Source organism: Occallatibacter sp., assembly GCF_035317045.1.
Classification (GTDB): domain Bacteria; phylum Acidobacteriota; class Terriglobia; order Terriglobales; family Acidobacteriaceae; genus Telmatobacter.
Map to the genome: position 1 here is coordinate 89,014 of NZ_DATHHT010000023.1, position 16,204 is coordinate 105,217.

General features: G+C 57.7%; 8 protein-coding genes. 4 read left to right on the plus strand and 4 right to left on the minus strand.

Annotated elements, in window-relative coordinates; genetic code table 11:
- Positions 1–127: 127 nt before the first annotated feature.
- Positions 128–2,686, plus strand: a complete 2,559-nt coding sequence (locus VK574_RS10680; RefSeq protein WP_472799832.1) for a TonB-dependent receptor — start codon at positions 128–130, stop codon at positions 2,684–2,686.
- A 177-nt stretch (positions 2,687–2,863) separates the two neighbouring features.
- On the opposite strand, the gene VK574_RS10685 is transcribed toward VK574_RS10680, so the two are convergent.
- The 3 genes from VK574_RS10685 to VK574_RS10695 all read right to left on the minus strand — a co-directional run bounded on the left by VK574_RS10685 (position 2,864) and on the right by VK574_RS10695 (position 8,481).
- A complete protein-coding gene (locus VK574_RS10685; protein ID WP_472799833.1) occupies positions 2,864–3,877 on the minus strand; it encodes an Abi-alpha family protein in 1,014 nt (337 codons plus the stop codon).
- Between the two features lie 246 nt (positions 3,878–4,123).
- Entirely contained in the window at positions 4,124–6,670 is a 2,547-nt protein-coding gene (locus VK574_RS10690; RefSeq protein ID WP_472799834.1) for a tetratricopeptide repeat protein, read from the minus strand.
- Between the two features lie 95 nt (positions 6,671–6,765).
- The gene (locus VK574_RS10695; RefSeq protein ID WP_472799835.1) at positions 6,766–8,481 is read right to left on the minus strand and encodes a CRTAC1 family protein; all 1,716 of its coding nucleotides are present in this window, start codon (positions 8,479–8,481) and stop codon (positions 6,766–6,768) included.
- A gap of 392 nt (positions 8,482–8,873) precedes the next feature.
- Here VK574_RS10695 and VK574_RS10700 point away from each other — a divergent pair, with 392 nt between their 5' ends.
- Complete coding sequence (locus VK574_RS10700) at positions 8,874–11,960, plus strand: VWA domain-containing protein (protein WP_472799836.1); 3,087 nt, start codon at positions 8,874–8,876, stop codon at positions 11,958–11,960.
- Between the two features lie 83 nt (positions 11,961–12,043).
- The gene (locus tag VK574_RS10705) at positions 12,044–13,171 is read left to right on the plus strand and encodes a tetratricopeptide repeat protein (protein ID WP_472799837.1); all 1,128 of its coding nucleotides are present in this window, start codon (positions 12,044–12,046) and stop codon (positions 13,169–13,171) included.
- A gap of 3 nt (positions 13,172–13,174) precedes the next feature.
- On the opposite strand, the gene VK574_RS10710 is transcribed toward VK574_RS10705, so the two are convergent.
- On the minus strand, positions 13,175–14,884 hold the full coding sequence (locus VK574_RS10710) for a CRTAC1 family protein (RefSeq protein ID WP_472799838.1): 1,710 nt from the start codon (positions 14,882–14,884) through the stop codon (positions 13,175–13,177).
- Between the two features lie 102 nt (positions 14,885–14,986).
- Between VK574_RS10710 and VK574_RS10715 the strand changes: the two genes are divergently transcribed.
- Positions 14,987–16,114 carry a tetratricopeptide repeat protein gene (locus VK574_RS10715; RefSeq protein ID WP_472799890.1) on the plus strand — a complete coding sequence of 376 codons (1,128 nt, stop codon included), beginning with the start codon at positions 14,987–14,989 and terminating at the stop codon, positions 16,112–16,114.
- Positions 16,115–16,204 lie beyond the last annotated feature (90 nt).

Consider the following 16,204-nt stretch of genomic DNA (forward strand, 5'->3'; position numbering starts at 1 on the left):
GGAAGAACGGGTCCGCGTTCATCAGATTTAAACAGAACTGTCAACGTTCTTTCGCAATTGGTCGTTACTCTGAGGAAAATTATTCCCCAATTCTCACTTGTAACGTTCTTTTCACGGAGGCAACAAGTTGAACATCTCAGTTCTGCATAAGTGGCGGAAAGCCATGCAGGTATTCGTGTGCCTTGCGTTGGTATTGGCAGGCTCGAGTCTCATTCAAGCACAATCGACAGGCAGCATTCAGGGCTCGGTTGTCGATCCACGCGGACAGGCAGCCCTGGGCGTTTCGGTTGCTGTCTCCAGCGCGGACAAGGTGGAACGCACCCTGGTGACAGGCGCAGATGGCAAGTTCAAGGTTCAGGACCTGCCTCCGGGCGCCTACACCGTTGAAGTTTCGGGAACCGGATATGCGACCGAGCATCGTCGCGCCGTTGTCTCGGCGGGCACGGCCGCGGGACTATCCATTCGCCTGACGCTGGCATCGGTTTCCGAGGAAGTCACCGTCGAAGCAGAAGCAGACACCTCCATCGCATCTCAGCTTTCACCCGTCAAGGCGGTCCTCGACGCCGGTTCGGCGCGGACTGAAATTACGAGCCAGTACGTCAATGAGTACACTTCGCCCGTAACCGACTTCAGCGACATCATCCAGGCTGCTCCGGGCACCGTGAGCTGGAGCAACAACGGCATCGGCAACGGCCAGGCAAAGATCTACTTCCGCGGTTTTGTCGACGACGACTACACGATGACCTGGGACGGCGTTCCGTTCGAGGATGCCAACGATCCCAGCCATCACTCCTGGGCCTATGTACCGGCGCCGGCCATCGGCTACGTCGACTTCGATCGCAGCCCCGGAACCGCTTCTGACATGGGACCAGCAAACTTCGGCGGATCGATTCACCTGTTTTCGCCGAAACTGGGCGACGCCATGACTTTCCGCGCCGAGGAATCCTACGGCTCGTGGAATACCCAGCAGTACCTGGGCGAATTCAATTCCGGTCTCTTCGGCGGAAAGAATCCCAAGTCCAATCTATGGTTCGAGGGCCATCATCAGACATCCGACGGCTATCTCACCAACAGTCCGCAGGTGCGTACGGCGGCGAGCCTCAAGTTCAATTACAAGGTTTCAGATCAGACTAACTTCACATTGATAGGCACGTCGATACTTGTCGACGCCAACACCCCGAACAACGACGCAACCCGCCAGCAGATTCAGGACCACGGCGATAATTACCTTCTCGATGCCAACCATCTCAATCCCGATGGGACGCTGAACGGGAACTATTATCGCTACTACACCTACCATGTCCCCACTAACTTCGAAATCGCAACGCTGACCTCGGACCTGGGTCGCGGCTGGAGAGGCGAGTCCAGGTCCTACACCTACTCGTACTCCAACCACCAGCACTACCAGAACGACCAGACTACCGACCTGCTCGCGTCCACGCCGACTGAAGCCGCGGTGAACGCCACGAGTGGCATCAACAAGATGAACCAGTACAACCGCATTGGCGAGATCGGCAGTCTCAGCTATGCCTCCCGCTTCGGCGTCTTCCGCACCGGCGGCTGGTGGGAATTGACGCCGACGAATCGCTATCAGATCAAGAGCGATCCGGACACATGGGTGGATGCCCCCGGAATCAAAAACATCAAGTTCCACGAGAACTTCAACATCACCACAGTTCAGCCCTATGCCGAGTTCCAATTAGTCGCGATTCCGCGCGTGACCATCACAGCAGGTATCAAAGATGCCTACTTCCACTTCTGGCTCAAGCAATTCGCCGACGGAAAAACGGTAGGCAGCCTGAATGGAAACGCCTACGTCACAAACACAGCCAACTACAACTCCTGGCTGCCCTCGTTCGAGGCCAACTTCCGCATCCGCAACAACTGGTCGGTGTATGGCCAATACGGACGCGGCAGTATCGTTCCCTTCAGCAGCGTCTTCGACGTGACTGGAGCGCAAGTCGCAGTGACGCCGCCACCCGCCATTGCCTCCACCTACCAGGGCGGAACCGTGTTGAAGCTGAATCACCTCAGCGTTGACGGCGATTTTTATCACATCCACTTTGTGAATCAGTACTCGAGTTTCACGCCCTCGTCAGGACCGGATGCGGGGTTTACTTTCTACTATGCGACGCCGCCTTCCAACACCAACGGCGTGGAAGCCGAGGGCAATCTCTACATCGCCCGCGGAATCAGCCTCTTCATGAACGGCACCTTTGGCCAGGCGAAGTACGAAGCCAGTTCAGGAACCGCGGCCACAGGTACTTCACCGGCGGTGCCGGCTTCTCCGTCGGCTTGGGTGGCCAGCGCCCCGCATGATACCGAGAGCACCGGCCTCACCTACCAGAAAAAGTCGTGGGATGTGGGCTTGTTCAGCAAGCGCGTAGGCACCCGCTGGAACGATGACGGCGCATTCCACCAGGTAGTTCCGCTCGATCCATTCTGGATGAGCAACCTCTTCTTCAATTACACAATCCGCAGCGAATCGCGGTTCGATCAGTCGAAGATCAAGCTGAGCTTCAACAACCTGTTCGACAGCCACGACGTCGTAACCATCGGTCCAGCCAACGCGGTTGCAAACTCGCTGGTTCAATATACGCCGAGCCCGCTCGATACCATGCAGTTGCTGCCGGGACGCAGCGTAATGGCTACGTTCCAGTTGGGCTTCTCGCCGAGGAAACACTAAACCGACGCGCGCTTGCATGCAGTGTGCAATCGATTTAGAAAGCCTTCCAGCCTGTACCTGCTCCTCACAGTTGAGGGGAGCAGGGCAGACCGGAAGGCTTCTTATTTTGGAGTAGAATTCCGTCGATTGGCATGAAGACCGTGAACTCAAGCTCAGCAGTCTGCGGTTTCGATGAAGTTAGCCGAGAGAGACCTTGCAGCGATCGTATAGGTCCAGGCCGAGACGACTGGGAGTGATATCCGCAGCATAGTGCGTGGAAGTCGATGCACTTTTGGCGCGTCTTTCCAGCAATCCAAGACCATACAGATGATCGAGGTCGCGTTCGATCCGAAGAAGTTCGCGTGAAGCTGAGATTTCCATGATTTCTTCTCTTCCGCAGATCACGGGTTCCAATGAAGCCGCCCCGGATTCAGACCGAAGTGCACTGACGCGTACGCATGCATATTTCAAGATGCGGACGTGAACAGTGGCGAGTTTTCCGAGAAGGTCAGCGAAGACCTCGTTCGAGTCATCCTTTTGGGGAACGGTGCAGGATGAAACGAGTAGCCCCGCCCATAGTTGCTGAATCCAGCGCTCGTCTGCCCATGAGCCATATTGAAGAACCTTCACAACGAGGCCCGGCCGGGCGTTTATGCTTTCGGTGGAGAAAGCGGGTGGCAGCAGGCATTCTGCTTTAAGCAAAATCTCCACGGCATTCGCGACTCTCCCCTTTGTCAACCCGCCATAAACCAGTTGCGTTACTTCCTTGGCTCCCAGTGGCCATAGTCGGCTAAGGAAGGCGATCGCCTTGGCAAGGCGTGCGAGGTCAAGAACGCCATTCGGTTCCGATTGCTCTGCCGCACTCTCAAGAAGAAACTTCCACGGGCGGGCATCAGTGTTATCGGGCAAAATGAACGAGAATCCGACCCCGTCATCTCCCCAACGAACGGTCTTGGCCTGCACGGCGATCCGGCGCTCTGAGATTTCTTCCAGCGGACTCTTCATCTGCAGCGTAAGCGAAATTACGGTGCCTGGAAGCCAGCGCTCTTCCGTAAGCAGATAGAGCCCGGTGGAACTAATATCCTTGATCTCGTCCTGGCGCGCGGCTTCACCGCTCCAATAGTGGGCGACGAATCCATGTGCCGGTCGCCGCTCAGCTCTTTTGGAATCCGCGTGCGAGAGCTTTTCGAATACATCTCTCAAGGATTTCATGCTGTCTCCGTTCCAGGATCGCGCATTAACGACAGGAGGGCGCTTTCCTTGGCGGACCGCTCCGATCCACTTCACTCTGCGCGTCACGCATATGTGGGTTCTAATCGAGCATGTTAACCCGTAAAACCATGTTTTTCAGCAGTCACGAAGCGGAGCTTGGGTACGTTCGTCATGGCAGGGCTTGAGGCGACACGTACCTCAGGGGGAGTCGGCGACCTGGCCTGAGACGCCTACCTGGGACTCGCCTTAGGGCCTGGGCGGGCCTTGGGAGTCCGGGAGGGCCGAACTTGCGCCTGCCTGGTGCTGATACCGCCCGAGATTGGCCCGGAGACTGGCAGCGAGTCCGGCATTCTGTTGCTTTTCGGCCAGGTCAAGCGCCAGCTGGGCGGTGCCTATGGCCTGTGCATAGTTGCCGGTTTCGGAATACATGGCAGCGAGCATCTGCAGGATCGCGGGCTCGCCGTTCGCAGTGATCTTCGCGGCGGCCTCGAACTGGGGCAGGGCATCGCTGAATCGGTTCGAAGCGGCGAAGGCACGGCCGAGATTGAATCGGCACTCGGCCGAGCCCGGTGCGAGCGCGACCGCCTGCCGCAGTTCGGGGATGGCTTCGTCGAGCTTGCCTTCGCGCGCCAGGATGACTCCGTAGATATTGTGGCCATCGGCATTTTTTGGTGCGGCTTGAATGCCAAGGGCGAGTTGCTCGATAGCCTCAGATCGATGTCCCGTCACTTCCAACAGGTGTCCGAGGTTGATGTGCGCGGTGCCGTTGTCGGGGTCAAGTTCGATGGCCTTTCGGATATGAATGATGGCGTCCTCGAAGCGTCCACCTTCAGCCAATGCGCTGCCGAGATTGTTGTGAGTCTGCGAGCTGTCGTTGTTCATCACGAGCGATTTGGCGTAGGCGTCGATCGCGTCGCTGGTTTTGCCGGTAGCGGCAAGCGCCACGCCAATGTTGTTCCATGGGCGCGCGTCCGTGGGGTCCTTGTCCGCGGCTACCTTCCAGGCGGGCAGTGCCTGCGCGTATTTGCGTTCGTCCTGCAACTGCTGAGCAAGATCGAATTCGCGATAGAAGTCGATTGCCGGCGTCTCAATATGATCGAGATCGTCCGGACCGATATTCAGGAACTCCGGAATATTTACTGCACGGTTCGACGCGGTGGCGTTTTCAACGACGACGGCCGGGCTGGCATGACCCCGATCGGCGATGTGTGTGAGATAGAGATGCGTATAAAGCGAAGGGCTCTTCGATGAGAATGCGAGCCAGTGGCCATTGGGATTGAAGGTATGCCACGAGTTCATCCGCGCCAGGTTCGACTCGAGCGGGCGCGCCTCTCCGCCTTCAAAAGGCACGATATAGAGCTTGCTGTCGGGACGCATCAGCAGGCCATTCTTGCACTCGACGAAGACAATCCACTTGCCGTCGGGCGACACCTTGGGGAAGTTGTTGCTCATCCCGTTCTCCGAGGCCCCCACGATGCGCTCGGGAGCTCCACCCTTGCCGTTATTGAACGGGATCCTGTAGAGGTCGTATTGAATTTGCGTTTCGTTGGGATCGTTGGCGTAGTTTGAGCGCTTGTAGCCCGGCGGATAGGGATCGCGGGCAGCGGCACGCGAATAAACCAGATACTTTCCATCGGGACTCCAGAACGCCGAAGTTTGGACGAAGTCGGGATTGTCGGCGCCCGGCAAAGGCAGCAGCTTGCCTGTCTCTTTGCTGTACCAGGCGAGAACACCGCGCGTTGGATAGAAAACCTGGCCAAATCCATAGCTCTCGTAAAAGCCGTTGTAGAGACGGTCGAGCACGCGGGTGCCGTGGGCATGCGGTACGTCGATGGAGTTCACAACGTACTTACCGTCAGGCGAGACCTGGCTCATAAACCCGAAGCGCTTTTGCGAATGCTCTTCAGAGAAGGAACTCCAGTGGATAAGGTAGTCGTTGGAAATCATGCTGTTTTTCCTGAGAGGGACGAGCGCGTAAAGGCCTTTGTCGTTGGCGGGTCCATCGACGTCAAGGCCCATGGTTTTGCCGTCACGCGAAAAGGAGTGGCAGTTCCCGCAGGTGGGCAGGTTGGTCATGATCACCTTGCTCCCGGTCTGATTGACGTAGCGCAGTTGCCACTTGATTTTGGGCAGGGCTGCATCGGGAAGGGGTTTGATGACCCCGCGCTGCTCGGTTTCGCGACTCGGTGGAATCAACGGCACATCGCGATAGAAGATGGGCGCGCCGACAGGTTCCTTCGCGGTCGAAATGATGGCTTCAGCGCGCGCGAGCGGCTTGCCGGAATTCTGGCTCGCGTATGCGGTGATGACCACCGTTGCCGGTTGCGTGACGGAGCGCTTCTTGATCGCCTCCCAGGTTTTGGGGTCAGGCCGCCAGGTATGGTCGTCAGCTTGTTCCTGCGTGAGCGTGGGCGGAACGTAGCCGACAAGAGTTTCGTCCACAGGACCAACTTGCATCTTTTCGCCGGTCGTCCATATCTGAATCGGCCGGGCCTTTTCGCCGAACAGGATCTCGATCCGCCAGACCGTAGCGGCGGGGTTGCCGTCGCGCCATGCGAATTGGGGAGGGATAAGATCCGGCGGGTAGATGGTGCTGTTAACCGGAATATCGATCGTGATCTCCGGCGATCCCGTAGCGTTAGGCTCCTCCATGGGAACAGGTCTGAGGTACGCCGGGACCAGGCTGGCCGCGGGCGAGTTGGCTTTTTCGGCGCTTTTGGCTGCAACTTTGGCTCCAACGCTCGAAAAAACAGCCAGCAGGATTACGGCGGTCCCGATTGACACCCGATGCATGTTGTCTCCCAGTCGATTCTTGAGGACACAAGCACCGGCTAGCTGTGAGGTAGCTCACATCTGTGCCGAAGACTTGGAATCTCTCGGGTCGGGTGTTATTTGGAGGGCGGAGGGCCCGGAGCGCTTTCAACGACTTGAGGGCTCTCAACAACTTTGAGGGTCTGGTCGGCGGGAACATTCACGAGTGTTTGCACAATGCCGCTCGGCCAGATGATTTCGACGCTCTGGGCCACGGAGTCGGCGCCCAGACCGAAGTGGACCGGACCGAGGCTCGACGAGGCATAGCAAACGCTGGAAGTCTGGTGGTTGTATTGCGTTCCGCCTTTGGCAACAACCTTGATACGGGCTCCGATGCCGTCCCGGTTGCTCTTGACGCCCTGGAGCGCGACGTCGAGCCAGTGGTTCTGTCCGGGGCTGCGATTCATCCAGAGTTCGGCGTTGTCGTCCATCGAGGTGACGACGGCATCGATCCGGCCGTTGCCGTCAAAGTCACCAAAAGCACAGCCACGGTGCCGTGCTGCAGTGGCGTCGACGAATCCAGCCGCCTCCGTCAGCGCCTGCCATTTTCCGCTTGCGCCGAGGTTCCGAAAAACCGTGTTGGGCTGCTTGGGCTTGGCGCCGGGAGGATGCGTTGCGGAAACATGTCCGCGCGAGACAAAGAGGTCTTTCCAGCCATCGTTGTCAAAGTCGTAGAGTGCCGGGCCGAAGCCTGCCATGCCCAGGCTCTCCGCACCCAGACCGCTGCTGTCGGTGACTTCGACGAAGTCTCCTTTCCCGGTGTTTCGGAGGAGGGGAAACGTCTGCTTATTGAGCGCGACGTATGCGATGCCGGGATAGCCGCTATTGTCGAAGTCTCGGAAATCAAGGCCCATGCCGGAGATAAATGCTCCCTCTTCAGGCAGCGCAGCATTCGCCTGAAAGGCAACCTCTTCAAACTTGTTGCCGAGGTTGTGGAACAGAAAATTGTATTCGGAGTCGTTGGTGACGAAGAGGTCCGGCTTCCCGTCAAGATCGTAGTCGGCGACGCCAACGCCCATGCCTTTTCCAATATGATCGCGGATGCCCCATTCCTTTGAAATATCCTTAAACGTGCCATCACCCTGGTTGAGGAAGAGCTGGTTGGGCGTTCCCTTGTAGTAGCGCGGGTGGCAGTATTCCGGAATACTCTCGATGACGCAGAGCGGCTTGTCGGAGTACTCCCACTGCATGTAATTGACAACAAACAGATCAAGCAGACCGTCGTTGTTCACGTCGACCCAGGCCGCCGCAACGGACCAGAGCGGTCCATATTGAGGGTCATGCCAGTTGTCGAGGCCTGCCTTTTTCGTGACATCGGTGAACGTACCATTCCCGTTGTTGCGGTAGAGGGTATTGCCGTGAACGCCTGCAATAAAAATATCGGGACGGCCGTCGTTGTCGTAATCTCCGATCGCCACTCCGACGTCAAATCCTGTGCCCTTCACACCAGCTTGTTCCGTGACGTCGGTAAAGACGCCGTTGCCGTCGTTGCGGTAGAGGCGATCCCAGTATCTGGGGTCGTTCTTTTTCCCGGTTGCCAGGGGCGCGCCGTTGGCGAAGAAGATGTCGGGCCGCCCATCCCCGTTGTAGTCGAAAACAGCGACTCCGCCGGCCATCGTTTCCGGAGCGTTACGCGCTGGACTTTCGTCGCTGTTGAGTCGAAATGGCAGTCGCTTGAGCTCAAACGAAATTGGCGAGGAGGGCGCCTGCTGGCTGGCGAGGGAAGCGGCAAGGATAACAACGCCAATAAAGATTGCGCAGGAGGGGGCTAAAGGATTGAGCAAACTGCGCATAGAAGAGGCGTGCTGAGAATTGAAGGGATTGTACTACCCGAATTGGCGATCGAACAGCGTTTTCTTGCTTCCGAAATCCCTTGAGAGATGGTGTCTTTGGAGACGTCAACTGCACAGTTACCTGCGCAAATCGGGTCTTCTCAGTTGCTGCGCATCTTCCCTCCGCGCGAGTAGAATTGCACGAGTCAAAAATCCGCATCTGCACGTCTCTGAAATACCGAACTAAAAGGGTTTTTCAAGGCGTCCGCAGTCATATCGCCGCAGGTGCAAGCGGAGAAATCGGGCATTCGTTTATGGACTATTCTCAGCGGTTTGATAGGGATCCCAAAGGGATGAACGGCCGGCACCATGCGTGGTGTGCTGTTGCTTTGCTGGCGATTGGAGCCTGCACAATGCAGGGACAGACGCCTCCGGCGCAACCGGCCCCGGCCACGACGCCACTGGCGTCTGAGTCCTCGCAGGATAGCCAGATTCCGACCCTCAGTTCAAACGCGAATGAGGTCACGCTCGATCTGGTGGTTAAAGACAAGAAACACAAACCCGTTCTCGACCTGAAACCGGAAGACTTCGTGGTCACCGACAACGATGTTCCGGTTAAGCTTTCCGGGTTTCATCTTGTGAGAGGCAATGCCGAATCGGACGAGCTGGTAACGCTGGTATTCGACCATTACACGGGTCCGACAGCAAAAATCGCTCAGGTCATTGCGCTCAAGATTCTCAAAACGCTTCCCTCAAAGGGCTATTCCTATTCGGTTTTCGATATCCCTGGACGCTTGCGTCTGATTCGGGGCTTCACCAACAACAAATCCGCTGCCGATGCAGTAAGAACCATCACCGAAAAAGCTGCTGCGGATCGGACCCAGAAAATCGAACTGACGTACACCGGCGGATCTGTACATAGGGCCGATCAGGAAGATCCCGATGTCACCAATGCGGCTGCGGAGGCCGAAAAATTTGTGATCGCCGTGACGCGAACCGGCGCCGATCCGTCAGGGAAGCACGTGGACCTGAAGACCCGTGCCGAGTATCAGACTTTGCTGAGTGCGCTGCAGGATTCGCAGAAAGAAATGCAGGATCACCACACGTTCCCGAACCTGGCAGGGCTTTTGGCCGTGATCCGATCGCAGCAAAAAATTTCAGAGAGAAAGTCGCTCATCTACTTCACGCAAAACATGCAGATGGACTCTGCCGGCAAAGAGATGGTCAAGACCATTACCGGCGCGGCGGGCCAGGCGGGCGTGAGCATCTACATCGTGGATCTGGACGCGATGAACAGCCAGGGGCGATACCAGATGGTGAACGCCCTCATGAATGGCCAGAAACCCTACAATCCAGCTCCGATCGTGATTGGCGCGGGTGCGGGAGGAAGTGAGTCGGTAATACCGGTGCATCAAGAGGGTCCGGCCGGCGTTCAGGGTATTCCCAGTTCATCAGGGCCGACTTGGGGCGCGGCGCAGGATATCGCGCAGATGACGGACTTTCAAAGAAACGGTCCCGACTTCAAAGAAATGACGGCGCCGAAGAATCCCCTGGCCGACATGGCAACAGGCACAGGCGGCCTCTACATCGACGCGCAGGACAATGTGAAGAGACCTCTGGAGCAGATGCTGCAGGATATGACGACGTTCTACCAGGCCTCGTATATCCCGCCGATCCAGGATTACGACGGATCATTCCGGACCATTGCGGTGAAGCCCGTCAATGCCCGGCTCGACATTAAAACGAAGACCGGATATTTTGCGTTGGCGCCGGGAGCGGAAGCGGGGATCCGGCCATTCGAAGTATCGCTGCTGAAGCTTTTCAACCAGTCAAATCTGCCCCAGGACGTGAAGTTCCACGCGAAGGTGCTCCAGTTTGGCAACCTGCCCGATGGCAATGCCAGCACCGTTGCCGTTGAAGTGCCGATCTCGTCACTACGGGTGAACAAGGACACGCGCACTAGTCTCTTCACGGCGCATGTTTCGATTGTGGCTGAGATCAAGGACAAGGATGGCACGGTGGTGGAGCACTTTGGCGAGAACATTGCCAAACGCGGTGCGGTCGAATCGCTTACGGCGGATCCTGCGGCGAGCATCATCCTGCAGCGGCATTTTCTTGCGATTCCGGGGCAATACATGCTCGACGCGGCTGTTTACGATGAGCAGGGCCTTAAGTTTGGCGCGCAGCGCACGGTGTTTGAAATTCCGCAGTCGCAGCCCTCACCGTCGCTGAGTCCCATTGTGCTGGTGAAGCGCGTAGACAACATCAACGACGACAATGACGATCCGCTGGAACCGATGCGGTACGAAAAGGGAAAGATCACGCCGAACTTGGTGGGGGTTGTTCCCGCGGGCGCGAAAAACGTGTCGCTGTTCTTCATCCTGCATCCGGATCCCAAATTGAGTGGGCCGACCACCCTGGAGATGGAGGCGAGCCATAACGGCCATCCCGGGCGAAGGGTGCCCCTGCAATTAAAACTAGATCCATCCGCGCAAACTGTGCCGTATCTGGCCAGCTTCAAAGGGGCGGCGCTGACGCCTGGCGACTACGACGTGAAGGCAATCATGACACAGGGCGGAAAGACCGCCGTGCAGGAGGTCTCGTTCAATGTGGCGGGAAGCGTTGCCGCGGCATCTGCACTCGGAGCGGAAGGGCATGGCGGCGGAGCTGTCGGCGATTTGACTGTCAGCAGCGAATCGAGCGATGCGTACGGTGGCGGCGCGCTCGCCATTACTTCCGAGACCAATCCTGTGCCGCCACCGGAACCCGAAGAGATCGCGAAGCTGATCGAAGATGCGCGTACGCGGGCGGTGGGTTACATGGATTCGCTGCCCAACTTCATGTGCATCGAGGTCACGAATCGCTCGACCGACACAAGCGGCGCCGGAAACTGGAAGCATCGCGACACGATCGCGGAACTGCTGCGGTATCACGACAAGGCCGAGACGCATACCATGCTCGAGCTTAACGGTCAGGCCAGCACCGCCGATCGCGACGCATTGCTGAAGCAGAAGGGCAGCACTCTTTCCGGCGGCGAACTCGGCGGAGTGTTGAAGGCTGTATTCGCGCCTTCGGCAAAAGCCGATTTCCACTGGAAGGAGACGGATGCCTTGGGCTCCGGCACCGTCCAGGTGTTCGACTACGAGGTAGCGAAGCAGAATTCGATGTTCTCTGTGGTCGGATCGAATGACCAGCAAATAATGGTTGGATTCCGCGGACAGGTGTTCGTCGATACCTCCACCCACAGCGTCCGGCGGATCAGCCTGCAGGCGGAGGATATTCCCAAGGGTTTTCCGACCGAGGCTACCGTGATAGGCGTGGATTACGACTATGTCTCCATCAACGGGCAGGATTTCCTGATGCCTGTGAGCGCCGAGTTGAGGGTCAGGCAGAGCCATCGTCAGGCGGTACTGAATACCATCGAATTCCGGGACTACAAGAAGTTTGGTTCTGCGATGAAGATCGTGGACTACAAGGCGGTTGAGAATCAAAAGCAGTAGTTGGCCGGCGCAAGATGGGAAGCCAGCGCGACAGCGTTCATAGCCGCAACATTGCACGGCAACGTTGCTTTATCCTAGTATTCATGCGATCAGTTTCAATTGTGTTGTTAGCGCTGACCCTGCATGCGGCCTGGGCTCAGACAAGCAAGCCGGCGCCCATGAATGAAGCGGACGACTATTTGCGCCAGGGCATTGCCGCCCAGCAGCGCAAGGATCTGAACGCAGCCATCGACGACTATCGAAAGGCTCTCGCCATTGATCCGAAACTGGCGGAAGCGCGCGCCAACCTGGGAGCGGCGCTGTCCGAGGCAGGCCAGTTTGATGCTGCCATCGACGAGGATACAAAGGCCCTGGCTTCGGCACCGGGGCAGACCGCCGTGCGGATGAATCTTGGCCTGGCCTACTACAAGAAAGGCGACATGGAAAATGCTCATGCCGCTTTTTCGGCCGTGCACATCGCGCGACCGCAGGATGTGGCTGCCTCCGTTCTGCTGGGATACACAGACATCAAGCTCGGCAAATCGAGCGATGCTGCGGCGATGCTGACGCCACTCGAGACGGGGCGCGAAAGCAATATGGACCTGGAATATGTCCTGGCCTACTCGCTGATCGACTCCGGTGAAGAGACGGTCGGCCTGCCCCGCATGGAGAAAGTCGCAAAAACAACGCAATCCGCGGATGCATACTTCATCGCAGGGACCGCGCGATTGCGGCGGAGAGAGTTCCACGAAGCACGGGCTGATCTGGATGCAGCAATCGATCTGCATGGGGATTTTCCCGGCCTCTTCACAATGGCGGGCCAGGCACGGGATGCGCTGGGCGATACGGATGCGGCTCAGTCCGCATTTGAGGTGGCGATCAAAGCAGAACCAAAAGACTTTACCGCGAATCTTTACCTTGGAACCATGCGCCTGAAGCAGCGTAACCTCGACAGCGCACGGCCTATGCTCGATCTCGCCTTGCAACTGCAACCGAAGTCGCCAATGGCGCGGCTTGAGATGGCGAAGCTGAATGGCATGACCGGAAAATATGCCGAGGCCGCCGCGACTCTGGAAGAGTTGGAGAAGGCAGATCCGAACTGGATCGATCCCCACATTGAGCTCGCGCCGATTTACTACAAGCTGCATCGTCCCGATGACGGACAAAGAGAACGGGATATTGTGCAGCAGATCGAGGCCAGGCAGCAGACGGCCGGCCCGCCCAAAAAGTGATTCCTATTTTTTCGGTGAAGTGGACTCGGCGGGTTCGGTAACCTTGAGAATCTGGTCTGCTGCGACATTCTCGAGCGTCTGCACGATGCCGCTCGGCCAGTGGATCTCAACCGTGTTTGCCTTTGTCTCCGCGCCAAGCCCGAAGTGCACCGGTCCGAGACTCGAAGAGGCGTAGCAGACGCTTGAAGTCTGGTGGTTGTACTGCGTGCCGGTGCTGGTAACGACCTTAATGCGCGCGCCGATGCCATCGCGGTTCGATTGAACGCCGCGCAATGCAATATCGAGCCAGTGGCTGGCTTCGGGGCTCCTGTTCATCCACAGTTCAGCGGGCTGATCGAGGCTCGTTGCGACAATATCGATGCGTCCGTCACCGTCGAAGTCTCCAAAGGCGCAGCCGCGATGACGTGCTGCGGTAGCGTCGGTAAACCCGGCTTCTCCGGTGAGCGCCTGCCATTTTCCGCTTGCGCCCAGATTGCGAAACACCACGTTCGGCTCGGCAAATTTGTATCCGGGCGGCCAGACTGAAGTGACTTGTCCGCGCGTGACGAAAAGGTCCTTCCATCCATCGTTGTCGAAGTCATAGAAGGCCGGCCCGAAGCCGGACATGCCCATGCTGAGGTTCCGCATGCCGCTCGGCGCGGTCGCCTCGGTAAAGTCTCCTTTGCCCGTATTCAGGTAAATGGGAAAGGTCTGGCCTTTGAGCGCCACATACACGATATCGGGATAGCCGTCATTGTTGACATCGCGAAAGTCATTGCCCATGCCAGAGATGAATGCCGCATCTTCAGCCAATGCGACGTTGGCCTGGAACGCGACCTCTTCAAACTTGTTGCCGAGGTTGTGAAAGAGGAAAGCATATTCCGCGTCATTGGTCACGAACAGATCGAGCTTGCCGTCGAGATCGTAATCTGCCATCCCCACGCCCATGCCCTTGCCGACGTGGTCGCGTATACCCCACTCCTTTGAAACATCCTTAAAAGTACCATCGCCCTGGTTCAGAAAAAGCTGATTGGGGAGTCCCTTGTAATAGCGCGGATGGCAGTACTCCGCCACACCTTCAATCACGCACTTGGGAATATTGGAATACGTCCACTGCAGATAATTGACGACGAACAGATCGAGCAGACCGTCGTTATTCACGTCGACCCATACAGCAGCAACCGCCCACAGCGGGCCGTATTCCGGATCGTTCCACTTGTCCAGGCCAGCTTTCTTTGTCACATCCGTGAAGGTGCCGTCGCCCTTGTTGTGATAGAGCGTGTTGCCGTGAACGCCGGCGACGAAGATATCGGGGTGACCGTCGTTGTCATAATCGCCGATGGCGACACCGACATCGAAGCCTGTACCCTTGAGCCCCGCTTGCTCAGTGACATCGGTGAAGGTGCCGTCCCCATTGTTGCGAAAGAGGCGGTTCGAATACTTGGCCGAGGATTTCCGCAGCGTGGCGATATCTGCGCCGTTGGTGAAGAAAATATCGGGCCGGCCGTCGCCGTTGTAATCGAAGACCGCGACCCCGCCAGCCATGGTTTCCGGCACATTTTTGGCGGGACTTTGACTGCTGTCGAGTCGAAAGGGAAGTTGTTTGAGGTCGAATCGTATGGGAGCAGCCGGCTGGGATGCAGCTGCCTGTTGGCACAACGCTGCCCGGTTGATGCTCAAGCTCCCAACCGCCAGCACTACGAGATGAAAGGGGACGAACGCAGACCTGCGCATGAATTACGAAAATGCACCCGCAATGCAGCCACTTTTGGATTCTACTATCTGCGCAGTGTCGGCAGAGCGCGGCAATCGGGGATGTTCTATCCTGTGAAAGCGATGCGAGTTTTGCCCATTGTGTGCGCTGGTTTGCTGGCTCAAGCCGCGGCCGGCCAATCCGCGAAGCAACCTGCCGCCGGGGACGCTGAGGCATCCCTGCGGGATGGCACGGTTGCGCAGGAGCACGGGGACTTGAAGACGGCAATTGCCGATTTCAGAAGAGCGCTCGCCCTCAAGCCTGACCTGGTGCAGGCCCGCGCGAACCTGGGTGCTGCGCTCGCGGCTGCCGGCCAGATGGATGCGGCAATTGAAGAAGACGGTCGCGTGCTTGAGATTTCTCCGCAGAATGAGGCCGTCCGGATGAACTTGGCGATGGCCTACTACCGCACGGGTAACCTCAACCAGGCTCGACTCGAATTCGAAAAGCTTCACGCCCTGCATCCTGCCGATCTGAACACAGCGATTCTGCTTGGCTACACCTATAACAAGCTTAGGCGCGAGGCCGACGCGGCAGCGCTGCTGGCGCCACTGGAGCCGGGGCGCGAAGATGATTTCGATTTTGAATATGTCTATGCGTACGCGTTGATCGGGTCAGGGAAGCAGGATGCGGGGCTGCCGCGCATGGAGAAGCTGGCGAAGGCAAAGAACTCCGCCGAGGCGTGGCTGCTCGCTGGTTCTGCACGGTTCTATCGCGGCGAGATGCAGACCGCCCGCGCGGACCTGGATGCGGCAGTTGAGTTGAATCCGAAGCTGCCGGGTCTCTTCACGATGGCCGGGCAGGCGCGATATGCCATGAAGGACATGCCGGCAGCAACCAGCGCGTTTCAGGCGGCCCTGCGCGCCGATCCCACGGACTTTGTCGCGAATCGCGATCTCGGGGCCATGCGCTTGAAGGAAGGCGACACGGCGAATGCAAAACCGCTGCTGGAACTTGCATTACAGCTGCATCCAACTGATCCGCTGACCCGGCTGGAGATGGCAAAGCTCGACGAACAGACAGGGAAGTATGCTGAGGCTGCGGCGATACTTGAGGCCCTCACCAGGACAGATCCGAACTGGCTCGACGCCCACTGGCTGCTGGCGGCGGTGTATGCCGAACTGAATCGCCCCGAAGATGGCAAGCACGAACGAGCCCTTGCACACGATATCGAAATAAAGCAAAAAGCTGCGACGCCTAAAAAAGACTGAACAGGGCATCTCAAAAGTCGATTCGAGCTGGCGCCCTTAAGACATTAAGGATTCCAATTCCGCGGCACAAAAGAGAGGGGGTGGCATTGC